At 51.8% G+C, this 24,125-nt stretch carries 22 protein-coding genes; 6 read left to right on the forward strand and 16 right to left on the reverse strand.

Annotated elements, in window-relative coordinates:
- Window positions 1-23: 23 nt before the first annotated feature.
- The 4 genes from LKE23_RS04140 to glf form a co-directional block, all read right to left on the reverse strand.
- Complete coding sequence (locus LKE23_RS04140) at window positions 24-1,409, reverse strand: hypothetical protein (RefSeq protein ID WP_291978203.1); 1,386 nt, start codon at window positions 1,407-1,409, stop codon at window positions 24-26.
- A 70-nt stretch (window positions 1,410-1,479) separates the two neighbouring features.
- Window positions 1,480-3,522, reverse strand: coding sequence for a peptidoglycan DD-metalloendopeptidase family protein (locus tag LKE23_RS04145; RefSeq protein ID WP_291978204.1), 2,043 nt, complete (start codon window positions 3,520-3,522; stop codon window positions 1,480-1,482).
- Between the two features lie 206 nt (window positions 3,523-3,728).
- Entirely contained in the window at window positions 3,729-5,156 is a 1,428-nt protein-coding gene (locus LKE23_RS04150; protein WP_291978205.1) for a flippase, read from the reverse strand.
- Between the two features lie 2 nt (window positions 5,157-5,158).
- Window positions 5,159-6,277, reverse strand: coding sequence for a UDP-galactopyranose mutase (gene glf, locus LKE23_RS04155; protein WP_291978206.1), 1,119 nt, complete (start codon window positions 6,275-6,277; stop codon window positions 5,159-5,161).
- 301 nt (window positions 6,278-6,578) lie between these two features.
- Here glf and LKE23_RS04160 point away from each other — a divergent pair, with 301 nt between their 5' ends.
- Window positions 6,579-7,061: a hypothetical protein gene (locus LKE23_RS04160; protein WP_291978207.1), complete on the forward strand. Its 483-nt coding sequence runs from the start codon at window positions 6,579-6,581 to the stop codon at window positions 7,059-7,061.
- 100 nt (window positions 7,062-7,161) lie between these two features.
- Here the strand turns inward: LKE23_RS04160 and LKE23_RS04165 are convergent, their stop codons facing one another.
- The 7 genes from LKE23_RS04165 to recX all read right to left on the reverse strand — a co-directional run bounded on the left by LKE23_RS04165 (window position 7,162) and on the right by recX (window position 13,304).
- Window positions 7,162-8,178, reverse strand: a complete 1,017-nt coding sequence (locus LKE23_RS04165) for a galactofuranosyltransferase (RefSeq protein ID WP_291978208.1) — start codon at window positions 8,176-8,178, stop codon at window positions 7,162-7,164.
- A gap of 8 nt (window positions 8,179-8,186) precedes the next feature.
- Entirely contained in the window at window positions 8,187-8,828 is a 642-nt protein-coding gene (locus tag LKE23_RS04170) for a chain-length determining protein (RefSeq protein ID WP_291978209.1), read from the reverse strand.
- On the reverse strand, window positions 8,825-10,024 hold the full coding sequence (locus LKE23_RS04175) for a hypothetical protein (RefSeq protein WP_291978210.1): 1,200 nt from the start codon (window positions 10,022-10,024) through the stop codon (window positions 8,825-8,827). Before LKE23_RS04175 ends, LKE23_RS04170 begins: the two co-directional genes overlap by 4 nt.
- 35 nt (window positions 10,025-10,059) lie before the next feature.
- The gene (locus LKE23_RS04180) at window positions 10,060-10,992 is read right to left on the reverse strand and encodes a glycosyltransferase family 2 protein (RefSeq protein ID WP_291978211.1); all 933 of its coding nucleotides are present in this window, start codon (window positions 10,990-10,992) and stop codon (window positions 10,060-10,062) included.
- 15 nt (window positions 10,993-11,007) lie between these two features.
- Window positions 11,008-11,769, reverse strand: coding sequence for a DUF4422 domain-containing protein (locus LKE23_RS04185; RefSeq protein WP_291978212.1), 762 nt, complete (start codon window positions 11,767-11,769; stop codon window positions 11,008-11,010).
- A gap of 13 nt (window positions 11,770-11,782) precedes the next feature.
- Window positions 11,783-12,436, reverse strand: a complete 654-nt coding sequence (locus tag LKE23_RS04190; RefSeq protein ID WP_291978213.1) for a sugar transferase — start codon at window positions 12,434-12,436, stop codon at window positions 11,783-11,785.
- Window positions 12,437-12,503: 67 nt separating this feature from the next.
- Complete coding sequence (gene recX, locus LKE23_RS04195; RefSeq protein ID WP_291978214.1) at window positions 12,504-13,304, reverse strand: recombination regulator RecX; 801 nt, start codon at window positions 13,302-13,304, stop codon at window positions 12,504-12,506.
- A 145-nt stretch (window positions 13,305-13,449) separates the two neighbouring features.
- Here recX and LKE23_RS04200 point away from each other — a divergent pair, with 145 nt between their 5' ends.
- The 3 genes from LKE23_RS04200 (at window position 13,450) to LKE23_RS04210 (ending at window position 15,167) form a co-directional block, all read left to right on the forward strand.
- Window positions 13,450-14,580 carry an IS30 family transposase gene (locus tag LKE23_RS04200; protein WP_291978215.1) on the forward strand — a complete coding sequence of 377 codons (1,131 nt, stop codon included), beginning with the start codon at window positions 13,450-13,452 and terminating at the stop codon, window positions 14,578-14,580.
- 113 nt (window positions 14,581-14,693) lie between these two features.
- Window positions 14,694-14,906, forward strand: a complete 213-nt coding sequence (locus tag LKE23_RS04205) for a DUF1659 domain-containing protein (protein WP_291978216.1) — start codon at window positions 14,694-14,696, stop codon at window positions 14,904-14,906.
- Between the two features lie 24 nt (window positions 14,907-14,930).
- Window positions 14,931-15,167, forward strand: a complete 237-nt coding sequence (locus tag LKE23_RS04210) for a DUF2922 domain-containing protein (RefSeq protein ID WP_291978217.1) — start codon at window positions 14,931-14,933, stop codon at window positions 15,165-15,167.
- A 49-nt stretch (window positions 15,168-15,216) separates the two neighbouring features.
- Here the strand turns inward: LKE23_RS04210 and LKE23_RS04215 are convergent, their stop codons facing one another.
- From LKE23_RS04215 to map, 3 genes are all read right to left on the reverse strand, one after another.
- Entirely contained in the window at window positions 15,217-16,092 is an 876-nt protein-coding gene (locus LKE23_RS04215) for a YihY/virulence factor BrkB family protein (RefSeq protein WP_291978218.1), read from the reverse strand.
- A gap of 363 nt (window positions 16,093-16,455) precedes the next feature.
- Complete coding sequence (gene yjeM / locus LKE23_RS04220) at window positions 16,456-17,967, reverse strand: glutamate/gamma-aminobutyrate family transporter YjeM (protein WP_291978219.1); 1,512 nt, start codon at window positions 17,965-17,967, stop codon at window positions 16,456-16,458.
- Window positions 17,968-18,271: 304 nt separating this feature from the next.
- Window positions 18,272-19,129, reverse strand: coding sequence for a type I methionyl aminopeptidase (gene map, locus LKE23_RS04225; RefSeq protein ID WP_291978220.1), 858 nt, complete (start codon window positions 19,127-19,129; stop codon window positions 18,272-18,274).
- A 182-nt stretch (window positions 19,130-19,311) separates the two neighbouring features.
- Between map and LKE23_RS04230 the strand changes: the two genes are divergently transcribed.
- The gene (locus LKE23_RS04230) at window positions 19,312-19,764 is read left to right on the forward strand and encodes a flavodoxin (RefSeq protein ID WP_291978221.1); all 453 of its coding nucleotides are present in this window, start codon (window positions 19,312-19,314) and stop codon (window positions 19,762-19,764) included.
- Window positions 19,757-20,200: a GtrA family protein gene (locus tag LKE23_RS04235; protein WP_291978222.1), complete on the forward strand. Its 444-nt coding sequence runs from the start codon at window positions 19,757-19,759 to the stop codon at window positions 20,198-20,200. The genes LKE23_RS04230 and LKE23_RS04235 overlap by 8 nt, the downstream gene beginning before the upstream one ends.
- Window positions 20,201-20,257: 57 nt before the next feature.
- On the opposite strand, the gene LKE23_RS04240 is transcribed toward LKE23_RS04235, so the two are convergent.
- Window positions 20,258-21,838, reverse strand: a complete 1,581-nt coding sequence (locus LKE23_RS04240) for a KxYKxGKxW signal peptide domain-containing protein (protein ID WP_291978223.1) — start codon at window positions 21,836-21,838, stop codon at window positions 20,258-20,260.
- A gap of 27 nt (window positions 21,839-21,865) precedes the next feature.
- Window positions 21,866-24,061 (reverse strand): serine hydrolase, encoded by a 2,196-nt coding sequence (locus LKE23_RS04245; RefSeq protein ID WP_291978224.1) that lies wholly within the window; start codon window positions 24,059-24,061, stop codon window positions 21,866-21,868.
- Between the last annotated feature and the right edge of the window lie 64 nt (window positions 24,062-24,125).

Genomic DNA, 24,125 nt, shown 5'->3' on the forward strand with positions numbered 1-24,125 from the left:
CTGATTTTCCTTTACCAAATGCTTTACGCATTATACTTCTTATCCGGTTTACATATAAGGGACAAACTTCCAAATGCACTAATACCACTAGCCAAAATTATCCAGCCAAGCAAAGCATGATGATCATTCCCAGTTTGCGGTAACCGTTTATTATCCTCATGTGATTTTGAACCAATTATCCTAGTGTCCGTTCCTGCTGGCAAAATTTTGCTTGCTTGAAATGGACTAACTAATGAGTATTCAGGACTTTTAATATCATTGTTCTTTTGAACCATTGACCCTTGTTTTGCTACCACTTGATTGCGCCCAGTTGTAGATGCTTTTTGATCCTTATTAACCGTGGCTGGCCTCTCAACCGTTTCCCCCATTAACACAGCATCCCAGATCCGGTTAATCGCAATCCGGTCCGCATCAGAGAAATACTCCTGCCCCGTCTGGTGATTGACGTTATCCAGCCCCTCAAAGTCCCAGGTTACGTACCAGTGATTGGGGCTTACCAGCTGAAAGCCCATCGCCACGTGGGTGAACAGGGGGTTCAAGGCGTTAGCAAGGTGCTCATTTGCCCCCTCCAGCTTGCCATTCAAGTCGGTGGCTTCACCCCAGAGCATGTCCTCCATCCGGTTGAAGAGGTTAACTTCCGCCTCCAGCATCGTGCTGCCGCTCAGTTTGAAGAGGTTCTCCCCCACCGTAAAGCCGGTCCCGGTCGCGTCCGGTGCAACCGAACGAACGACCTCTTCCGATGGGGTGAGATCGGCTTGGACAATGTATTGGCCATAGGCCGTGTTGCCAGCCGCATTCAGGACGGTACGCTCATCCCCGGTGTGATCGTACCCGTAATTGACCCGGGTCCGGTCCACGGCCATCTCACTGATCGCGTTGAACAGCGCCGGCGGAGTAACCAGATCGTTCGGCGCCTGATAGGCCTGGCCGTGGTAGCTGTACTGGCTTGGAGAGGACTGCCAGATGTGCCGTAGGCTGTTCATCCACCGGTTGGAATAGTCGTTCAGCGTCTGCATCTGCTGGGTTGTCAGTTGACCGTTGATCTTCTCAGAATGATCATTCTGCTGGTCATACTGAATAATCCCCGGCGTAAAGGTTGTCGGCAACTGCTGCTCGCTGCTGACGACGTTGCTGTTGCTATTGAATAGTCCCCGGTCGGGTGTGATGGTCTGATCGACCGCTCCAAGACCGGTTGCCGCTAGCCGTGTACTGGCGCTCGGTGCCAGCCGACTGACCGCCTGCCCCGCCGGGCTAAGGTCAGTCGACGGCGTCACTGGCTGTGCGGTTACGCTGGCTGTGACGGCTCCTGAGGCATCATTAGTGCTGACGTCGGCAAGGGCCCCAGCCGGCAGCATCAGCATGAATAAGACGCTGAGGATCAGTACCCTCCGAATTTGTTTTTTTCTCATAGATTAATCAACCTCAAAAAATGGCGATGTTAGAAAGAATTTCTGAACATCGCCATTTGCTTAATTATTATTAACCATTAATACCGTTCCGGATGACCTGCAGTGGATCCAGCCAAGTACCGTTGTTGGTGAATGAGTACTTCAGTGCCTGGTTGAAGTTGTGGTTCCGGGTAATCCCGATGTGAACGTGGGAGGTGTTCCGGTAGCCAATCACGTCACCGGTGCTGATCTGCTGTCCTTCGTGAACGTAGATGTTAGACTTGTTGGCAAAGGCTTCCTGGTAGACAACCAGGTATTCACCGGTGTCAACGACACAGTACCAGTCCAGGCCCGCGGTGTAGCCAACGATCTTGACCGTCCCACCGTGGATGGCGTGAACTTCGCTGCCCGGGTGGTCGACGGAACCGAAGTCCAGGCCGTCATGGAAGCCATTCTGCCGGAATTGACCACCAGCATGAACACCGAACAGTTGGGCACCGGAGAAGTGACCCTCACCGTCCTGTGGGAATGGCCATGCCCAGCCATCAGCCCAGGAACCGTCGGAATTAAATTTGTAGGTCTTGCCATTGATCTGCTGGCTGCCGGTCAGCATCCAGGCGTTGGTTGGGTCCATGTAGTACCACTTGCCGTTGATCTTCTGCCAACCGGTATCAGCCCAGGTATTGGATGGGTCAAAGTAGTACCAGTGACTATTGATGTACTGCCAGCCCTTTAGTGCCCAAGCATTGTTCTGATCAAAGTAGTACCAGAGACCAGCGTTAGACTTGAACCAACCGGTCTTGGCAGAACCATCGTTATTGAAGTAGAACCAGTTGCCGGCACCGGACTTAAACCAACCGGTAGCGGCATCGCCACCACCATTGAAGTAGTACCAGGAGCCGTTGACCTTTTGCCAACCGGTCTTCATGGCACCGTAGGAACCGTCGTGTTCGGTCCGCAGGTCGTAGCGCTTGCCGTTGATGGTCTGCAGGCCCGTCAGCATGTGGCCCTTGTCATCGAAGTAGTACCACTGACCGTCAATCTTTGCCCAGCCCTTGTCCTGCCAGGCGTTGGTTGGGTCAAAGTGGAGCCAGTTGTTGTCCATGTACTGCCAACCGCGTAATGCCCAGGCATTGGTGGTGTCAAAGTAGTACCAGCGATTGTTGATTCCCTGCCAGCCGGTCTTAGCGGAACCGTCATTATCAAAGTAGAACCAGTTGCCGGCACCGGACTTGTACCAGCCGGTTACGGCACTGCCGTTGTCACCGAAGTAATACCACTTGTTGTTGACCTGTTCCCATGCGTTGCTAGCAAAGGTGTTGCTGCTGGCGTTGAAGAAATAGGTCCGCCCAGCAATCCAGTTCAGGCCGTCGCTCAGGTTGCTGGTGTTCATGCTGCCAGTCTGGGCATCAAAGGTGTAGGTCTGGCCGTTGCTGTACATAACGTTCTGCCGGGAACCGGAGTTGGTGTCGTAGTACTTCAGCGTGTGGGTATTCTGATCGAGGATCAGACCCTTTTCCTGGTGGCCGGAGTTAACATCGAAGTAGAAGTTGTAGCCGTCGATGTTGGTGTCACCGGTGGCCATCTTGGCACTGCTCTGATCGAAGTAGTATTCGTTGCCATCGATGTTGTTCCAGCCGGTATTGGCTGCGCCGTTATTCTGGAAGTGGTACCAGCTGTTGTCAACGTACTGCCAACCGGTCTTCATCGCACCATACGTCCCGTCGTGCTGTTCATTCAGGTAGTAAGTGTTGTTGTCGATCTTTTGAATCCCGGTCTCCATGGCGGCATTGCTCTGGTTCATGTAGTACCAGTTGTTGTCGATGCTCTGCCAGCCGGTAGCGGCGGAACCATTGTTGAAGCGGTACCAGTTGCTGCCGGTCGACTCCCAGCCGTTCAGCGTCTGACCACTGTTGTTCTTCCAGACGTTGTTGCCGTTCTGGTCTTGCTGCTTAGTGTAGCCGTTGATGTTGCTAGGAATGCCAGCAATTGCGGACTGGTTGTTGATAACCACCGTGGTCTGGCCACTGGTCGTAGTGTCCGCCTGGGCCTGCTGCACCTGAACCCCAGCAAAAAAGCCAAGAGAAACGATCGCTGCTGTCAGCCATTGCTTCCCGGCCTTGTATAACTTCACTCTTTTTGTCTGTTTGTGACTACTCAAAATGTCTTAATCCTCCTAAAGTGATTGGGACGAGTAATTCTTAGCTTTTATAATTTTATTTTAAATTTTAACCTATCAAATAGTATAGGAGATCGATCTTTTCAAAACAACTCTCTTGTTTATTTATTAGCAAAATGTAAAAGCCATGTTACATAAATGTAACATAGCTTTTAACGAATTTATTTGCGGCTTTCCTTAACGATGTCAATCGCCTTGTTTAAGATCTTGGCCTTCAGCAGGATCAGCCCCAGACCGTAAATAATGACCCCAAGGGCCACCTCGAGAATCAGGTTGGCGATCGTCATCTGAATCACCTGGCAGATCCGGCTGACCACGATGAACATCACGAGCCCGCTGAGGAAGTACTTCCACACCTCGCGGAACATCACCCGCCGCTTAATCGTCTTGCGGATCATGAACATCTGACTGGCCGTCACCAGGAATTCCGAGCCGACGGTGGCCAGGGCCGCCCCGTTGGCCCCCCAGAGGACGATCAAGAAAAGGTTGAAGAAGACGTTGCTGACCGCCCCGATCGTCACCGAGGTCGTGTACTCCTTCACCCGGTTGACCGGCATCAGGTACTGGGTCCCGGTGACGTTGCTCCAGGCAATCAGGACAATGATCGGCGATTCGAGAAACATGATCTGACCGGAAGGAACGAAGTCACTGCCCAAAAACCAGGGGGCAAACTTATAGGCAATCGCCATCAGACCGAACATCATCGGAATCGAGATGGACGAGACGAAGTCGAAGGAGGCGTAGAGACTATTGCGCACCCCTTCGATGTCCCCCTTGGCAAACTTATTGGCAACGTGCGGCAGCATGACCGTCCCCGTTGCCGTCACAATCGCCAGGACGAACTTGACGATCTTGTCCGACTGGCCGAAGTTCCCCAGGGCCGCCTGAGTCGACATGTGCCCCAGCATCAGTCGGTTCAGGACCAGGTAGACCTGGGTAGTGATGGTCGGAATGAACAGCAAGAGCGACGGGTAGAAGTGCTTGAACGGGTGCCACTCGCGCACGTTCACCCAGATCAGGTTGCCCCGCAGATACGGCCACAGGGTCAGGTTACCGGCTACCTGTGCACCACCAAGGATCAGGATGTAGAGCCCCAGATCCGCGTTCGTCTTGACGAAAGTGAAGATCAGGATCACCGACGCCAGCTTCACCAGGGCGTTTCGGGCCACCGTGACCTTGAAATTCTCCAGGCCCATGAAGTACCAGGAGACGTCAAGCCCGGTCGCAACGATCCAGAGAGTCTGCATCAGGAAGTAGTACTTGAAGGTCGTACTGAACAGGAAGACGGCCGAAAGGTAGGCGATCAAGGCCAGACCAATGGTCATCACCTGAAGACTCTCCACGCCCCAGAAGGTCCGCGACCGCTCGTAGAGGTCATCGCGGTGGTAGGCGACCTCCCGATTACCGTAGAGAGTGATCCCCATCTGACCGATCAGGTAGAAGAAGGAAACCCAGCTGTTGGTATACTCGTTGATCCCGACGTTGTGCGCACCCAACACCCGTGAAATGTAGGGAACGGTGATCAGCGGGATCAGCATGTTCAGGATCTGGTAGCCCGCATTATAGAGATAATTCCTAATTACCTTCATGGTTAGTTATCGAACTCCTCATCCACGGTCTTCAGGGCCGCCGCAATCACCTGGTCCATGTTGTAGTAGCGATACTGGCCGAGGCGGCCGCCGAAGATGACCTTCGGCTGCTGCTGGGCCAGCTGCTGATACTTGGTGTAGAGCTGGTTGTTGCGTTGGTTGTTGACCGGGTAGTAGGGCTCATCCCCACGGTGCCAGTCGGCGGGATACTCACGGGTAATCACGGTCTTGCCCTTGTCGCCCTTGCCGAACTCGAAGTGCTTGTGCTCGATGACCCGGGTGTAGGGCGTCTCCGCGTCGGTGTAATTGATCACCGCGTTCCCCTGGTGGTTATCTTCATCCAGCAGCTCGGTCTCGAAGCGCAGGCTGCGGTACTGGAGTTCGCCCAACTGGTAATCGAAGAACTGGTCGATCGTCCCGGTGAAGACGATCTTCGGGTAATCACTCAGGTACTGGTCCTTGTGATCAAAGAAGTCAACGCCCGTCTCGACGTCGATCAGGTCGCTGGCCAGCATCTTCTCGACGATCTGGGTGTAACCGCCCTCGGGAATTCCCTGGTAGCGGTCGTTGAAGTAGTTGTTATCGAAGGTCAGCCGAACCGGCAGGCGCCGAATGATGAAGGCTGGCAGCTCGGTGGCCTTTTGCCCCCATTGCTTCTCAGTGTAGCCCTTGATCAGCTTCTCGTAGATGTCGCGGCCGATCAGGGAGATCGCCTGCTCCTCCAGGTTGGCCGGCTTCTTCCCCGCCATCTCCTGGCGCTGCTCATCAATCTTCGCCAGGGCTTCCTTCGGCGTGGTCACACCCCACATCTTATTGAAGGTGTTCATATTGAAGGGCAGGTTGTAGAGCTCCCCCTTGTAGTTGGCCACCGGGCTGTTCGTGTAGCGGTTAAAGTCTGCGAACTGGTTGACGTATTGCCAAACCTGGTCATTTGAGGTGTGGAAGATGTGGGCGCCGTATTCGTGCACCTGAATACCAGCGACCTCTTTCGTATAGACATTGCCACCAATGTGCGGCCGTTTCTCGATCACCTTGACCCGCTTGCCGCGCTTGGCAGCTTCGTAGGCAAAGGTTGCACCAAACAGGCCGGCACCGACAACTAAATAATCATACTTTGACATAACTACTTTCCTCTCGCGATCACATAAAATTTCGATATTTTAGTAAACTATGTAAATTCTACCAAAAATCGTTCCAAATTATATTTCATTTCGGTTATAACTTACCTAAGATTCGGTATCAATTAGCAGATTAACATTGATGGTCGGATTTGATGGTGTTAAAATGCTAAATAGTTTGGGTAATTCACCCACCAGATTAATTTGATAGACTTTGATTTCTTACAAATGATATAATTATACTATTAAATTCAAACTTTGCATAGTTACATCACCAATTTAAGTAATAGGAGTTAAAAGAGCTATGAAAAATATTCGACACCTAGTTTTATCGAGTTCATTAGTATTGATGATGGCATTCGGGTTAGCTGGTTGTTCCACCAATAAGAGTGCATCCAAGTCATCCTCATCGAAGGAACAGGCTGCCAAGGTCGTTAAGCAAAAAAAGCACAATTCTTCTAGCAAGCAGAGTACGAAGAGCAGCTCCAAGAAGAATAGTCAGAGCGGCGACAACGAAAGCTCGAGCACCGCTAGTTCGTCCCAAAGCAACACGAGCAGTGCGGTCAGTGACCAGAGCAGCGATTCGACCAGCAGTCAGGCCAACCAAAAGTCACAACGGCAGCTAGGTCTGAGTGATGTCGCCGTCTGGACCGACTCTAATGGTGTTACCCACCACGTCGACAGTGACGGGATGGACCGGCAGACCTCACCGAACAGCCAGAGTACTACCTACGCCGACTGGTCCGGCAGTCTGCCAAGCCAAGCACAGATTGTCCATCAAAACTAAACTAATGAGTTGAAAAGGATCGCGAACGCGGTCCTTTTTATTTACCCTACAAAAATAACGGAGAAGTGACACTCGGTCATTCCTCCGTTATTTTGTGTTCTTATAGTTTTTCAAGCTTTGCAACTGCTTGCTTAATGAAGTATCCGGAGCGCAGCTTTTCCGCAATCTTTAAGACGTTTCCCTTGTAGGCAGCGAATTGTTCTTCACTGACGTTTGCCAGTTCTTGGTCGAGATTCTCAAGGCTATCAACCGCAATTCCCAACTGATTATCCACGATAAAGGACGCCTCAGCTGCCTGCTTCCAGATCATCACTGGCAAGCCACTGCTGAGATAAAGGGAGATCTTGTGGGGATTGTTGTAACGCATGTAGTCACCATACTTGCCACCACAGGTATCCAGGACATCGCCATCCCAGACCAGCCCAAAGTTCTGTGTCAGGTGCTTAGGCAGCTCTTCGGGAGTGAACTGTCCCATATACTCCACGCCTTGGTGATAGTGGTCACTGGGGTGGGAGCCAAAAATCTGCAGTTGACCGTCAGCCAGTTCAACCTTATCCAAGAAGGATGACTTCTCCAGATTGCCGGCAAAGCAGACCTGCTTTTGGTAGCCCGGCTTAGTATTTAATGCCTGCGGGTTGTCATAGTCAAAGACTTCCAGCGAGACCATCGACGTTTCTACCCCATGGTCCTTCAACCACTGGGCCATCTTCTCATTATGAACAATTAGTCCATCGGCGGTATTAAACAGCTGACGCTCACCCTGCCAGTACTCTTCATCATACGTGAACAATCGTAATGATTCAACGTCATGAATGACAAAGTAGAGTTTTTTCGTACTTTCCTTCAGCTTTGGTACCAGCCTCTTCATCAGAAAACTGGAGTAAGTTGGATACTGAAACAGCAGCTCGTCGAACTTTTCCGTGCGACTGAATAGGTGTGGGATCGTCCAGTAATAGTCCTTCAACTTTTGAAGTTTCGAGTGAACCTGGAAGTGCTGGTGAACAATCTGGAAGCCTTCTTGCGAAAGAAAATGATCAATGTCCATCTTCGCCTTTGGGCCGGCATTGTTCTTGTTTGCACCACTGTACTCATCAACAGTAAAAACAGCCTTTTTCATTGCTTCACCTATTTAACAAGAAAGTTCTTAATCGTCACGGCAATAAACGAAACGATCATTCCCAGGAGGCCACCCAGAGCTAGGCCAACTGCGGCATGCTTCTTGATGCTTGGATGGGATGAGCTGCTGACTTCATCCGTGTTTGCCTTCTGCAGAAGCGTCACCTTACCAGATCCTGGTTGAAGCGTCGGCAGTTCTTGCTTCATCGCCTGAGCAGTTGCGTTAACAATGGCAACGGAATCCTTCGGAGATTTAGTTTCGGCCTTGAGATCCATTACCAACGACTGTGGCGTTACCTTTGCCTTAACAGCACTCTTAACATCACTGGAGGAGTACTTAGACCGCAGATGTTTTGACAGGCGATGGTGTGCCGCCGTTGCGATCGTGCCGTTCTCGGCAATTTCCTTGTAGGTTGGCATCATGTTTGCATCTTCGTTTACCAGTGAATCCTGGCTGTTGTTTTGCTTGGACTGATATGCCTTCTCGATATTGTGAGAAATTACGATGCTCCGCGTAGCAGTGTACGTGGTCGTCTTCTTGTGCTTAGCATCTAGCCCCATGGCAACACCGCCAATTAGGGCAAAAATAATAATAACCAGGATGCTCTTACCAAATGTGTGCATGAATTTTTTCAGTGTATAAGTTTTCAACTTTGCTCCTCCAATGTCATTTCTTTTGGTTGCAGGTAACAATTAGCAAATAATGCTAGCAAAAACGGATCATAGCCAAAGTCAAATAGTCGCTGCTCAACCACGGCGCTGACCGCAATCATCACTATGATGCTGGCCAAGGCAAAATCGCGTTTGGCAACCGACCGCCATGAGATGACGCTCATCAATATGACGATTAACAGCAGTACTATCGCCCCGTAAAGGATGAAGGTTCGCACGAACGACGAATCAACAAAAAAGTAATTGGCATCGTTCACCCCTGCAAAGTGTACACCATAGCCAAAGCCATTTTCGTGCATTCGCTGACCCAATAGCGTAAATGGGTGGTGAGCAAGTCCCTCGTGGCCATAGTACAATCGGCCGGATAAGATAGTATTGATCCGCTCCAGGAAACCGCTGCCCCCGGGACGATACAGGTAGGTCATCAGCAGCATTGCATAGGCTAATACCGATGGCACCATCCAGTAGAACGATGCAATCGCCCGGGACAGCTTATTCCCTTTCTGGGCGTACTGACCAATTATCATCACCGGAATTAGGAGAATCAACGAGTATGCACTCAAGCGCGCACTGCAGAACTTAATCAGTGCATACGCCAAGAGAACAAATACGACGTAGCTCTTCCAGCCGACCCGTCTGAAATTCAGGTAACAATATGCCATCACCAGGTATAGAACGTGGGCGGCAAAGTCGGTCGGGTAAATAATCCCGAAAGCCCGCCGGACAAGTCCATTTCCCCGGTGGAAAATCAAATCCTTCGTCAATCCAAGAAGAGACGTAAAGAAGATAAAGGCAAGCAGCGTCGTTCCGATAATCAAGTACAGGTATACAATCCGGCGAAAGTCAACGTTGCGTGCACCGAGGATAAAAATCCCCATCGGTAGCAAGATGTACTCACCAGATGTTCGCCACGTTACCACCAACAAGGCGAGCATTACCAGGTTGAACAGCAATGTCTTTACGTCGAACCGGTCCAACAAGAAGATCTTAAATAGCACCATTATCAAGGGAATAAACGACAGCACGTGCAAGAAATTCCCCGGGAAATAATCCGTGTATGTTGAAGTTTGGAAAAAAGCAATTACAAAATAAAAAGAAAACGCGATTTCATAGATAAGTGGACCATCTAGTCGCATCTCCCCTATTCTTTTGCCCTTGTCTACTAAAGATGTCAATTCCTTTCTCCTCTTTAACAAATTCGCCGGTTAAGCTATTTTTTCTCTTTCACAATATAGATCGGCCGCTTCTTCACCTGCATATAGATCCGGCCGATGTAGCGACCGACGATTCCCAGACAAAGGAGCTGCACCCCGCCCAGGAAGAGCATGATGCAGACCAGCGATGCCCAGCCCACGGTGCTGCTTCCCGGATCAACGAAGTAACGCACGATAACGACGATCAGACCAACGACCGCGATAAATGCCGTGACCCCACCAATCCAGGTGGCCAGTGCCAGCGGCGCCTCGGAGAAGTCGGTGATTCCGTCAATGGCGTACTTGAACAGCTTCCAGGTCGACCAGTCCGTCGTCCCGGCGACCCGCTCGACATTCTTGTAAGGCAGGTACTTGGTCTTGAAACCAACCCAGTTGAAGATCCCCTTCGAGAAGCGGTTGTACTCCTTCATCGAGAGAACGGCATCGACCATCTGCCGGGTCATCATCCGGTAGTCCCGGGCACCAGAAACGATCTTGGTGTCCGAGATCCTGTTGATCACGTTGTAGAACTGGTCGCTAAGGAAGGACTTGAATTTGGCCTCTCCCTTCCGGTCGGTCCGCCGCATCCCCACGCAGTCGTACTCGCCGCTGGTGATGTACTTGTACATCTCCGGCAGGTATTCCGGCGGGTCCTGCAGGTCGGCGTCCATGACCACCACGTAGTCGCCGGTGGCCGCTTCTAATCCCGCATAGAGTCCCGCTTCCTTCCCGAAGTTGCGGGAAAACGAAACGTAGTGGACCCGTTGGGGATCGGTCGCGTGGAGCTTGCGCATCTCGTTGAGGGTGTCGTCCGCGGACCCATCGTTGATGAACCAGTATTCGGTCTCCAGGGGCATCTTGGAAACGACCTTCTCGACCGCTGGGTAGAACAGCGGGATGGCTTCCTGCTCGTTATAGCAGGGCACCACGATTGATAACTTAGCTGTCATTTCACGCCCCTCCTTTTACTTGTAGCCAACGATCTTCCGCTTCAGGAAGGCACCGCCCTTCTTGAACCAGTTGGTGTGTTCCATGAAGACGTAGTTAACCTCGGTTGTCGAGTATTCTGGATGCTGATCCAGCCAGACATCCAGTAGGGGCTCGCTCAGGAAGCCGTAAACCCGCTTTTCGTAAGTGGAGTAATTGCTGATGTCGATCCGTTTTTCAACCTCACTTAAGACATCGAACATCCACTTGCAATATTCGTTCAGCGGGCCACGCTTCATGATGAACATGTTGAACATGTGGGCCCAGGTCCGCTTCATCACCTTTTGGTAGGAGGCCTGATACTCCGGGTACTTCTCGGCAATCACCTGGGTCATCACGTCCAGCGGTTCGTTCTCGTGCGAATGTCGGTAGTGCGACTCGATCGTCTCGATGTAGTAGCGACGCTTCGGCGGCAGGATGATGTCGTGATCCTGCAGAAGGTCCACCGCCTGCTGGCGAGACAACACGGCGTCCAGGGACTTCTTGTGGTTCAGGCTCAGGTAGCGCCGGTAGTGCACCAGCCCCATGGCATCGAGGTCAAGGTTCTTCCAGCCCCAGTAGATCGCCGTCAGTTCATTGTAGTAGGGATTCTTCGCCGAAATGTTGTCCCCCGTGTTGTCCCCCTGAAAACTGTGGTTAACGTCCGGATGAATCGCCTTCCCCACGAAGACCGGCAAATACAGGTCATCCTTTGGCATGGCGTAGTTCTTATGCGCTGCGACAAGTACTTTGATTTCCACTGCTTTACTCCTTTTAGTATGCTCCGTTAGGCTTAATCATGATCTTGACGGTCTCAAACATAATCTTGAGGTCAAGCCAGATCGAGCGCTCCTGGATATAGGTCAAATCTAGTTCAACCATTTCGTCAAAATCGACGTCGTTCCGGCCACCGACCTGCCACATGCCAGTCGCCCCCGGCTTTACCATCAGGCGCTGCTTGTCGTAGTCGGTGTACTCGGCCACCTCGCTGGTTAGCGGCGGCCGCGGGCCCACGATACTCATCGAGCCCCCCACGACGTTCACCAGTTGCGGCAGCTCGTCCAGGCTGTACTTCCGGATGACCCGGCCGACCCGCGTGATCCGCGGATCGTTCTTCATCTTGAACATCGCCCCGTTGACCTCGTTTTGACTCCTGAGCTTTTCCAGCAGTTCATCGGCGTTGGTGACCATCGACCGGAACTTATACATCTTAAAAAGACGGCCATCCTTGCCCACCCGGGTCTGGGAATAAAAGACCGGGCCCTTGGGATCATCGACCTTGATGCAGATCGCGATGATTAAAAAGACGGGGCTCAAGATCACCACGGCGATGGACGCCGCAACGATATCGAATAGCCGTTTAATTGTGCGATAAGCATACTGGTGATTCAGCTCCTGCTCATCGACATGAATCCTCTTATTTTCCATTGTGCATTCTCTTTATCTTACTTCGAAATTAAATCATATCTTATACATGATACCAATAATTTTTCCATTAGGGAAGCTCTTCTTCGTGTTCGTCCAGCCAGGCCTGCACCCGATCCAGGTCAAAGCCCCGCCGAAACATCCCCTGCTTGAAGTGCTGCACCCGTGCGCGGCCTTCGTAACGCCGGTAGCGCCGCCAGAGCTTCTCCGCCTGCTGGGCCAGCAGTGCGTCCTCTTCTTCCGGATCTTCCGTCGGTTCGACCGCCTCCTTGACCTGGTCGAAGAGCGCACTGGCGTAGCCCTTGGTCAGCAGGCCCTGACGCACCTTCTGTTCCTGGCGCATCCGGGGTTGGCTGCGGTAGCGCTTGAAAAGCTTCTGGGCCAGCTTGGCCGCGTTCTCCCGTTGGCGCTCCGGGGTGAACTGGGCCAGCGCCGACTCGATGTCGTTCTCCCCAATCTTCTTGGCCCGCAAGTGCTGACGAATCGCCCCCGGCCCCTTCAGACTAGTGATCATCGCCGTACGTACGTAGCTGGCCGCGTACTCGTGATCGTCGACCAGGTGCTGGTCGCGCAGCTTTTGCAGGATCGGCGCGATGAACTGCTCCGGCGTCTCCAGGTCGCGCAATTTCTTAACGATGTCGCTCTCCGTCCGCAGGCTGTGGGCCAGGTAGTCCAGCATCCGTGAGTAGGCCCGCGCCTGAGCATCGGCCGTGGTGATCGCCGCCACCTGCTCCTTGTCGAGCTCCAATCCCTTCATCAGGCGAAATTTGACCAGGACGCTTTCGGCTACTGGGAAGGCATAGTGCCCATCAAGATAAATATTATAGCGCCCCCGCCGCTTCTGGGCCTCGATTTTTGAAATTTTTGCCATTTCTTAATTTCCCCTTTACTTTTTTCGTTGGTAGATTATAGAATGAAGTTAGCCACCCAGTTGGTGGTAAATAAAAAACGCCATTCGGCGTGACATCAGGTATCATATTAAGTGAACCAAACCTATATGAAAGGATGTCCGTCAAATGACGCACTTAAATGATACCATGTCTACTATTTTATTGACTACTCATAAAAAGAATGCTCATCTTACTAAAGAAGAACGTGTGATGATTGCGACTTTAAAGTCGCAAGGACTTTCCAATCGCGCAATTGGTCGCCAATTAGGAGTTAATCATCAAACAATTAATAACGAGCTCAACCGTGGTACGGTCCGCCAACTTCGTCGTCAAAAATCTAATGGTAAGATTTACGAATATTCTTACTACATCTATAGTTATGAAGCTGGTCAGGCCACATATCTTGAACATCACCGCCATTCTGGTCGTCGTCGCTTATATTATTCTTCAAAGCAATTTTTACGATTAGCTGATCAGCTAATGCTTGGTGAGTTTGACGACCACCATTACTCCCCACAAGCGGTTATTTATAAGGCTCGAGATTTAATGAATGATGGCACCCTGATCCCAAAGTCGGTTGTAACTTTATATCAATGGATTAATGAGGGTGTGCTTCGTACGTCCAATTTAGACCTCTTTGAAAAACCTAAACGTAAGCATCATCAAACTCATCCGCAAGCTAAAAGGTGCTTAGGGCCTAATATTGCTCAACGACCTCAAACTGCGGACCAACGGTCCGAAATTGGCCATTGGGAACTGGATACAGTTCAGGGACAGAAAAACGGTAATGACAGTGTTGTACTAGTAATGACTGATCGCCTTTCACGAGTTAATATCACGAGTAAAATTGCTGGTAAAACTGCGCATGCAGTAAATAAGTTCTTTATAAATTTGCGCCAGAAAATGGGCACAGATGCTTACTATCGCATTTTTAAGACAATAACCTCTGACAACGGTTCAGAATTTAGTGAGTTAACACAAGTTCACGATCATGTTTTCTATGCTGATCCGTATTCCCCTTGGGAACGTGGATCCAATGAGATCAATAACCGGTTTCTCCGCAAGGAGATTACCAAAGGTGAAGCTATAAATAACTATAGTAGTGCTCAGATCATAGCGACTAATGATTGGATGAATCACTATCCACGAGCTATGTTTAATGGACATTCGTCAATGGATATCTATCGTAAGGCCTTCTACCAAGAGATATCACAGCTCCATCAACCAATAATCAATTGGTCAGTATTATTTATTTGAGTCCAGTGGCTAACTTATTCTTGAAATTTAGGTACTTTTTTCGTTCCCATTCGTCTGTATAAGTGTAAGCAGTGGCCACCGCTTATCAAATCAAAATCAAAGGAGTGCTCAAAATGAGTATGGTACGTAATTTTAAGTCCGCAAAGGTTCAACTAACGCTGATCGGTGACAAGCATCCCAAGGGTGTCACCCACCTCTTCAACAACGTCATCGAGCGCGTCACTGACGAACAGCTGACCAGCTTAACGCAGGCCATCGAAATTTTGACCAGTGAAAAGTGTAACGGTGCCAACGTCATCGCTACCGACCACGTCGCGATTGACTAATCTAGCAAAGGAAGGTAATCAAATATGAAGTCTCTCAACCTCACATTCAAGGGCAACACCGGCAAGAAACACCTGCTCAAGCTCAACTACGCCAACGACAACCTTGACCCCAAGACCGTTCGGCAGGCAATGGACCTGATCGTCAAATCGAACCTGTTCGCCAAGGACGACGAGCAGCTCTACGTCACGCCAGTTGCCGCCAAATACGTCGACACCGTCTCCACACCGCTCTTCAACGACGAAGAACAACCAGCCGCTTAATCTAGAATCTCCTCCCATATAAGCTAAAGGGAGCAGTAATCGCGTGCGATTACTGCTCTTTTTTCATTCTTTCCTCATGTTCGATCAGCTGCCAGAAGTGCTTGCGCTCGTATAGTTTGCCCTCGTGCGCCTCCTGGAGTGTCGCGTTGAGCACCGCTCCCCACATGATGATGTAGCCGGAGAAGTCCAGCCAGACCATCATGGCGATGAAGGCCCCGATGGTCTTGTAGGTGATCACGCTGTGGCGAAAGATCACCGTGTAGTAGGAGAAGAGCCGCGACAGTCCCATCCAGAGCAGCGCTGCAAACAGGGCCCCGGCCAGGGCGTAACGCAGCCGCACCTGGGCGTTGGGGACGAAGTAGTACAGCAGGGTCAGCGCGATGAAGAGCACGGTGAAGGTCACCGGCCACCGCAGGGAGCTGAAGATGTAGATGTACTTGCGGTGGAAGTGGAAGATCGGCTGGGCGCTCTTGAGCAGCTGCTCCCCGATCCCGTAGGCCAGGACGATCAGGAAGATGATCATCAGGACGACGATCATCCAGATGAAGGAGATCACCCGGTTGCTGATCGGGTTCTGGTTGCGGGCCACCCCGTAGGTCAGGTTAACGCTCCGTTGGAAGGCGGCGATTCCCTGGCTGGTCGACCAGAGGGCAATCAGGGCCCCGGTCGTCAGCAGGCCCCCACTCCCCTGGCGCAGAAAGTCGTAGATGAAGGGTTGGGTGAAGGTGTAGATCGACTTGGGAACGGCCGTCTGCAGGTAGGACAGCACCGTCTTGGCGTTGAGCCCGACCATTGGCAGAAGGTTCCCGATCACCAGGACTGCTGGGAAGATCGACAGCAGGGTGTAGTAAGCCAGGGTCGCTGCCGAGCTGGAAATCTGAGCCATCTGAAAGTGGCGCAGCAGCAGCAGCACGAATTTTTTCATTTTGCTCGGTTCTTCCGTCGTCCTGACCCCCTAGTTAATATAGGCTAATTATACCAGAACGGCCATAAAAAATAAGACCCGGTAACAAATTGTTATCGAGTCTTAATTTAGGAAGTGCAATTAACGACCAGCGGGACGTATGGCTAACCGCGGGCGGAAGTTGGCGCTGAAGGCGCCGGCTTTTGTCAGTGGTTAGACACTAGGCCCGCAGTTAATTACACGTTATCTAGTGAGTGGGAACAAGCTTCTCGGAGTCCCGTACAGCTAGCCTAGGGCGGGAGTTGGCGCTGAAGGCGCCGGCTCTCGTCCGTAGCTAGATGCTAGGGGCTCGCTTGTTTCCACGTTATCTGCAATTAACGACACTTACTTTTGTTCAATGTGATTCCGCTTCGTCGCGGTCTGGTAGAAGATCAATGCCACTGCGGCGAAGAAGATTGGACCGGCAATCGTCCAGAAGGCCGTCTGCCAATCGTGTTCCAGCATTGGCTGAATGAAGGTGAAGAGAATCCCGATGATCAGGATAATCTCAACGAACCACACGATGACGTTTGTCCAGAACTTGCTCTTGAAAGCAACGAATGGCCGCTCGATGTCAGTCCGCTTCTTGAAGAACGGGAAGGCACCGACTAAGAACAGGTATGGGAAGCAGGTCGAAACGTTGGCCATATCAGTCAGGATGGTGTAGAACTTCTGGGCGGCAGAACCACCGAAGGCTACCAGGAAGATGATGATGGAAACGATCGTAATCTGCAGCCACATGGCGTTGGCAGGCATCCCCGCCTTGTTCAGCTTAGTCAGCTTCTTTGGCCACAGGTCTGGGTTGGAACCCAGGATGAAGGCCTTAATTGGCGAGTACATCAAAACGAAGAGCGCACCCAGGAAACCGAGAGCCTGTGAGAAGGCCACGATCCGGGTCATCGCAGAACCCCAGACAAGGGCAGTGGCGTGGGAAAGGCCCAGCGCCGTCGCCAGCTTAACCCCGAGGACGTTGAAGAGCACGTAGGTAGCGTTCCCCAGGTTGGTCGTGGAAACTGCAAAGTCGTGCTTGTAGTTAGCGAACCAGCCGGCCATCAGAATCATGATGACGTAGGCACCAATCGTGAAGATGGATGCGATGATCAAACCACGTGGGAAGGTCTTTTCAGGCTTCTCCATCGAGTCAGTGACGGAACCCAGTGACTCCATCCCACCGTAAGCGAAGATGGCGTAGACGACGAAGGAAATAATGGCAATCGGCGTCTGGAACTGGGTATTTGGTGACATGATCAAATCCCGTGCGCCGTGGAATGGCTGTGCCAGGGCACCCCGGTTGGCAATCAAAATAACAATCGCTGCAATGACGTAGATGATGTTGACAACCACGGTGAAAATCCCACCGATTGAACCAACCTTGGCAATCGCGGTCATCCCCCGGGAACTGAAGTAGGTGCAGGCAATCATCAGGATGATCCCCAAGATCCCGATCACTTCGGTCGAGGACAGGCCGGCAAAGTGCCATTGCTGGGTGGTATCCTTACCGAAGATCAGCGCGGAGAAGGTGATCCAAATCCGTGAGGCGGTCGAAACCATCCAAACAATCCAGGAAGCAAGCCAAACGAAGGTCCCGATAAAGGCCATTCGTTCACCGATCGAGCCAGCCAGCCAGGAGTAAATACCACCCTTGGCGTCCTTAAAGGCGGACCCGTATTCGGCCATCATTAAGCCACACGGGAAGAAGAAACAAATCCCCGCTAAGGCATACCAGATGATACTACCGTAACCCATTTGCAGGTAGGCGTTTGAAACATTACCAAATCCGAAGATCGAGGTAATGATCATCGTCACCAGGCCAAAGGTAGTAATCATCTTTTTATTATTACTACTCTGCTCATCCAATGTAATAAGCCTCCAAAACATTTAAATTCTTAAATAAAAATAAGAATTTATTTAATAATTCAAGTATAGTCCTTTATTTTCAAAATAAAAGTCTTCTTGGGCGATTCTAATTCTTTTCTCACGCAAAATATACGGTTTTGTGCGCATATTTTATTAATCACCTGCATAATCGGCTATTTTCTGCCGTTTTATGCATAGAAATGTCCCCAATCGCCACAGGATTCATGAATTGTTCGATCAATATTTATGCTTAATTGACTGTATAAAAAACGCCTTCTCTTATAATGGAAGGCGCTTTTCTAATTTATTTCTTGTATTGTTGGGCGATCTTGCGAGCAATTGCACCGTAGTGGTCCAAGTAGCCGGCATAATTGTCGTCGTAGAGGTACTTGGCGTCGGCCTCAGGATCTTGAGAGGTCAGGATCTTCGGGCCGTCATTGGTAACTACCAGGGTGTGTTCGTACTGGCAAGACCAACCACCATCGGCCGTTTTGGCCAGCCAGCCGCTCGGGTCGGAGGTGTCGGCTTCCCAGGTGCCGGTGTTGATCATTGGTTCCACGGTAATCGTCATACCGTTACGCAAACGCAGGCCCTGGCCGTGTTCACCATAGTGCGGTACCATCGGGTCTTCGTGCATCGTTGGCTGGATCCCGTGGCCGACGAATTCCCGGACGTCTCCGTAGCCATTCTCATCCTCGGTGTAGTGCTGAATGACGGCACCAATGTCACCGATCCGGTTACCGGGAACACACTGGTCGATCCCCATGAAGAGGGCCTTCTTGGTGACGTCCATCAGCTTGGCAATCTCTGGCTTAACCGTACCGACCGCGTAGGACCAGCAGGAGTCGGAGAAGAAGCCGTCAACGCTGACCACGGTGTCGACCTTGACCAGGTCCCCCTTCTTCAGGATCAGCTTCTTGCGCGGGAAGCCGTGGCAAATCTCGTCGTTGACGCTGACACAGGTGGCGTACTTGTAGCCTTCAAAGCCGATCTGTTCGGCCTTGGCACCCGCCGCCTTGAAGTACTTGCGGGCAAATTCTTCGATCTCCCAGCTGGACATCCCCGGCCGGATAAACTCACGAATACCGAGGTGCATGCCGGCAAGGGCGGCCCCGGCCTTTTCCATCGCTTCAATTTCACGCGGTGATTTTAAGGTAATCATTCTATGTGATGTCTCCTTTTTTGACATTTCTACCTTACACAGTATACCACTAGTTCGCCGGTTCCGGGTAAAGCATGCTATACTAAGGAATTGATCAAATCTTTTTGAATAGAAGTTGAATCAAAACTAGTGACACTTTTGATAAAATTAGATCAAACTAGTGATAATATGGAGGAATTAACATGAAAGCACTCGTGGTATATGCAACGATTACCGGAAACAACGAAGACGTTGCCGACATCATCACCGAAGCCCTCGAAAAGCAGGACGTCGAGGTCGAGGAAACCGAAATGACGATGGCCGACCCGGCCGACTTCGAGGACGTCGACATCTGCGTCATCTGTCCATACACCTACGACGAAGGGGCACTGCCGGAAGAAGGGCTCGACTTCTACGACGACCTGCAGGATGAGGAACTGGACGGCAAGGTTTACGGCGTGGCCGGCTCCGGTGACACCTTCTACGGCGACAACTTCTGCGTGGCCGTTGATAAGTTCGGCGAGGCCCTGGCCGATGCCGGCGCCACCAAGGGTTCGGAAAACGTCCACGTCAACCTGGCCCCAGACGAGGACGACATCAAGAAGCTCGATGCCTTTGCAAAAGAACTGGTAGAAAAGGCGGGCCAGAATGACTAAGCTGGTCGCCCTCTTCAACAAGTACCGCTCGATCATCGCCTACCTCTTCTGGGGCGTGGTAACCACGGTCGTCAACATCGCGGTCTTCCAATTTCTGAGCTCGGGAGCCCACTGGAATTACCAACTGGCCAACGTGATCGCCTGGTTCCTGTCGGTGCTGGTTGCTTACTTCACCAATAAGGTCTGGGTCTTCGGCTCCCACTATTCGACGGTCAAAGCCTTCGTGAAGGAATTCTTCTTATTCTACTTCTACCGGGGACTGACGCTGATCGTGGATGTCATCATCATGTACGTCGGTGTCACCCTGATGGGCTTCGATTCACCGATCCAGCAGCTGATTGTCAAGATCATCGATAACGTGGTCGTGGTGATCGCCAACTATGTCTTCTCCAAGTGGCTGATTTTTCACGATAACCGCGATATTGCAGAGAAATAATAATATCATTAAAAAGGCTTCGGCAACTTTTTCGGTTGTCGAAGCCTTTTCGTTATCTTAGTTGTTCTGAATTCGGCCATCGTTCCCGGCGTGGTACCAGGTGCCAAAGTACTGGAACCACTTATTGGTTACCATCTTGCCATCATTGCCAACGTAGTACTTCCCGGCCGCTATTTTGTTACCAAATTCTACCTGTCCGTCCTCAAGCTTATTTGTTTCCATTGCATAATCGCCATCGAAACAATACCAGGCATTGTCAATCTTGTGCCAGCCACGAATCAACTGGCCACCTTGACTACCGTCTGCATAGTACCAGTTGCCCAAGGTTTTAATCCAGCCGTTCGTAACTAGCTTACCATCATTGCCAACGTAGTACTTCCCGGCCGCTATTTTGTTACCAAATTCTACCTGTCCGTCCTCAAGCTTATCCGTTTCCATTCCATAATAGCCATCGAAACAATACCAGGCATTGTCAATCTTGTGCCAGCCACGAATCAAACGGCCACCTTGACTACCGTCTGCATAGAACCAATTGCCCAAGGTTTTAATCCAGCCGTTCGTAACTAGCTTGCCGTCATTGCCAACGTAGTACTTCCCGGCCGCTATTTTGTTACCAAACTCTACTTGTCCGTCCTCAAGCTTATCCGTTTCCATTGCGTAAACGCTACTGAAGCAGTACCAAGCATTGTCAATCTTGTGCCAGCCCCTTGCCAGCTGACCATTTGCCAAACGGTATTCCCAGACACCATATTCTTTTAGCCAATTACCGGCTTCGTTCCCGGAGTTCCACGCCCCAGACGATTCGAAGTAGTAGTTTGTGCCATTGATGTTATGCCAGCCGGTGAACATCCAAGCGTTGGTCGGGTCGAAGTAGTACCAAGTGTTGTTAATCTTCTGCCAGCCCTTCAGCGCCCAGGCATTATTCCAATCGAAGTAGTACCAATTACCGTTAATCTTTTGCCAACCGGTCAAAGCCCAGGCGTTATTCCAGTCAAAGTAGTACCAGTTGTTAGCCCCGGATTGGAACCAGCCGCGATCGGCCCAGGCATTCGTCGGGTCAAAGTAGTACCAATGGCTGTTAATGTTTTGCCAACCGGTCAGCGCCCAGGCGTTATTGTTATCAAAGTAGAACCAGTTGCCGGCCCCAGACTTGAACCAGCCGGTCTGGGCATAACCTGCGTTGTTAAAGTAGTACCAGTTGTTATTGATGTGCTGCCACTGGTTGTAAATCCAGTTGCCCTGGTCATCCGTGCGCGACCATCCCTGATCGTAACGAACCCACTGGTTGCTGGCGTTGGCCTTAGGGGCAGAAACTGTTAGTGTGTCGGCATTTGATGTAGTCTGTTCTGCCGTGGTCGCGGTACTTGCCTGCTGCGTGGTTTGGTCGGTGCTTGTAGCCTGACCCTGTTGAGTGCTTTGCTCTTGCTGATCTGCATTAGCTGTGGTGTCCGCTTCTCCTGTAGCTTGTTGCGGTTGCTGAACCGTTTCAGTTTGAGCCACCGGCGTCGCATTCGAGGTTGCATCGGCGTGAGCGCTATTAGCAACCAGGCCGCCAGCCAAGGCAACCGCGGCAATCGTGATCGTTGCCGTCAGCCAATTCTTACCAGCCTTGTATAATTTCTTGTGTTCCTTATTCATAAATGATTCCTCCCTAGTAATATTTCATCAAATCATGATCGTCCGCGTTGCCCGCGCCAGGCGCTCAATCAGGTTGATCCCATTGTTCATCGACGTGTTCGAATCCGTGTACACGGCGATCGTGTAGCCATCGTTTTGGCTCCCCGGAATGAAGCCAATGCTGTTGACGTGCCACCAGCCATTGTCCGGCCGCCAACCGTTCTTGACGTAGAAGCTGCCGCTGCCGGCCGAGATCCCCCAGTTCTGGCTCGCGGAGACGCTCCCCATCAACTGCTGAATGTACTGGCGCGACTGGTTATTGAGGTAGGTCGAGCTCGGCTTCAGGTAGATTTCGGCGAGCAGCTTCAACTGGTCGGCCGGCGTCGTCTTGGTTTTACCCCAGGTTGGCCCAATGCTGGTGCTATTCATCCCCAGCGCGGAATAAATGCTCCGGAGTCCACCCAGGCCGCCCAGGTAGTTGTTTACGATGTAGGTCGTCGCGTCGTTGTCACTGTTGCGGATCATCTTCGCCGCTAGCTGTTGCTGCTGCCAGGTCAGGCTGCCGCCGGTGTTGTGCAGCAGCTCCGCCAGGACGGCCACTTTAACGGTGCTGGCCGTGTCGAAGGTGTGCCCAGCAACGTTCGTATACGTGTACACCTGGTTGGTGGCTTGGGACTGGATCGCAATCGCCACCGGGTTGGAGTACTGGTTGATAATCGACCGCCAAGCGTAGTCCAGGGTTGGCTGATAATCCAGCCAGCAGTTCTGCGGATCGAAATAGTACCAGGTCCCGTTGATCAGCTGCCAATCCTTCAGTGCCCAGGTCTGGTCGGTGTCAAAGTAGTACCAATTATTGTTGATCCGCTGCCAGCCCTTCAAGGCCCAAGCATTCGTCGGATCGAAGTAGTACCAGTTGCCAGCCGCGGACTTGAACCACCCGGTCTGCGCCCAGGCGTTCGTCGGGTCAAAGTAGTACCAATTCCCGGCAGCGGATTTGAACCAGCCGGTCGTGGCGGTTCCATCGGCAGCGAAGTAGTACCAATTGCCGGCCGCGGACCGGTACCAGCCCGTGGTGGCCGCCGCCTGGTCACCGAAGTAGTACCAGTGACCACTAAGCTGCCGCCAGTCGCTGCTGCTGAATTGCCCATTGGCGGCATCGTAGTAATAGTTGTGCCCGTTCAGCTTGACCAGGCCGCTTGCCCAGCCGGTTGTGTCAAGATCGCCGGTCGTCGGGTCAAAGTTCAGCGTCCGTCCTTCCGTGGTCAGCTGTGTCTTTCGACTCCCGGTGCTTTCGTCATAGTACATCAGCTTGTGACTGGTCGGGTTCAGCACCAGTCCCCGCAGCTGGTGACCAGAGGCGGGGTCAAAGTAAAAGTGATAGCCGTCGATCACCGTATCGCCTGTGGCCATCTGAGCCGTTTGCGGGTCAAAATAGTATTCGTTCCCGCCAATCGAGCTCCAGCCAAAGGCCGCGGCCCCATCGCCGTTCAGGAAGTACCAATGACCATTGAGCCACTGCCAGCCGGTCTTCATCGCGCCGTACGTGCCGTCGTGCTGCTCATTCAGATAGTAAGTCTTCTGATTGATCTTTTGCCAGCCAACCTTCATTTGTCCCCGGTTGGCCGCGTCGAAATAATACCAATTGTTATCGATCCACTGCCAGCCAGTCAGTGCGTTGGCCTGGCTGAGATCGAAATAGTACCAGTTGTTGTCCAGGTATTGCCAGCCCTTCAGCGCCCAGGCATTCTGATTGTCAAAATAGTACCAATTACCAACCGTGGTCTTGAGCCAGCCGGTCTGAGCGTAGCCGGCGTCGTTGAAGTAGTACCAGTTGTTGTTGATGTGCTGCCACTGGCTGTAAACCCAGTTGCCCTGGCTATCCGTGTAGGACCAGCCCTGGTCGTAGTGGGCCCACTGATTGGCGGCGTTGGCCTGGGGCTGGGAAACGGTCAGTCCGCTGGTCGCGGTGGTCGCCTGGCTCGTGGCCGTGGTCGTTTCTTCCTGCACCGCCTGGTCTGCATTGGCCGTCGCCTGCTTTTCCTGTGAAGCCTGGCCCTGCTGCTCCTCCTGTGGCACCGTGGTTGTCTGTGTTTGCACCGCTGCGGTCTGTGGCTCGATGGTCGTTGCCTGCGAATCAGCTTGGGCCGTAGCCGCTCCGCCCAGGACGGTGACCGCCCCAATCGTGATCATGGCGGTCAGCCACCGTTTGCCGGCCTTGTAGAGCTTCTTATGCGCTTTTTTCAATGAAATCTCCTCCCGGTTTAACTTGCAATTCCATCATATCATCTTTGGAAGCGCTCAATGGTCA

Origin of the sequence: Limosilactobacillus sp. (assembly GCF_022482365.1) — a bacterium.
In the GTDB taxonomy this organism is placed as follows: domain Bacteria; phylum Bacillota; class Bacilli; order Lactobacillales; family Lactobacillaceae; genus Limosilactobacillus.

Bases quoted from the DNA above. Each gene is read 5' to 3' on its own strand.
- LKE23_RS04160 (WP_291978207.1), top strand. From the start codon at position 6,579: ATGAAAAATATTCGACACCTAGTTTTATCGAGTTCATTAGTATTGATG.
- LKE23_RS04180 (WP_291978211.1), bottom strand. From the start codon at position 10,992: ATGACAGCTAAGTTATCAATCGTGGTGCCCTGCTATAACGAGCAGGAA.
- LKE23_RS04205 (WP_291978216.1), top strand. From the start codon at position 14,694: ATGAGTATGGTACGTAATTTTAAGTCCGCAAAGGTTCAACTAACGCTG.
- map (WP_291978220.1), bottom strand. From the start codon at position 19,129: ATGATTACCTTAAAATCACCGCGTGAAATTGAAGCGATGGAAAAGGCC.
- LKE23_RS04150 (WP_291978205.1), bottom strand. From the start codon at position 5,156: ATGAAGGTAATTAGGAATTATCTCTATAATGCGGGCTACCAGATCCTG.
- LKE23_RS04200 (WP_291978215.1), top strand. From the start codon at position 13,450: ATGACGCACTTAAATGATACCATGTCTACTATTTTATTGACTACTCAT.
- LKE23_RS04230 (WP_291978221.1), top strand. From the start codon at position 19,312: ATGAAAGCACTCGTGGTATATGCAACGATTACCGGAAACAACGAAGAC.
- recX (WP_291978214.1), bottom strand. From the start codon at position 13,304: ATGGCAAAAATTTCAAAAATCGAGGCCCAGAAGCGGCGGGGGCGCTAT.
- glf (WP_291978206.1), bottom strand. From the start codon at position 6,277: ATGTCAAAGTATGATTATTTAGTTGTCGGTGCCGGCCTGTTTGGTGCA.
- LKE23_RS04240 (WP_291978223.1), bottom strand. From the start codon at position 21,838: ATGAATAAGGAACACAAGAAATTATACAAGGCTGGTAAGAATTGGCTG.
- LKE23_RS04190 (WP_291978213.1), bottom strand. From the start codon at position 12,436: ATGGAAAATAAGAGGATTCATGTCGATGAGCAGGAGCTGAATCACCAG.
- LKE23_RS04215 (WP_291978218.1), bottom strand. From the start codon at position 16,092: ATGAAAAAATTCGTGCTGCTGCTGCTGCGCCACTTTCAGATGGCTCAG.
- LKE23_RS04165 (WP_291978208.1), bottom strand. From the start codon at position 8,178: ATGAAAAAGGCTGTTTTTACTGTTGATGAGTACAGTGGTGCAAACAAG.
- LKE23_RS04235 (WP_291978222.1), top strand. From the start codon at position 19,757: ATGACTAAGCTGGTCGCCCTCTTCAACAAGTACCGCTCGATCATCGCC.
- LKE23_RS04140 (WP_291978203.1), bottom strand. From the start codon at position 1,409: ATGAGAAAAAAACAAATTCGGAGGGTACTGATCCTCAGCGTCTTATTC.
- LKE23_RS04210 (WP_291978217.1), top strand. From the start codon at position 14,931: ATGAAGTCTCTCAACCTCACATTCAAGGGCAACACCGGCAAGAAACAC.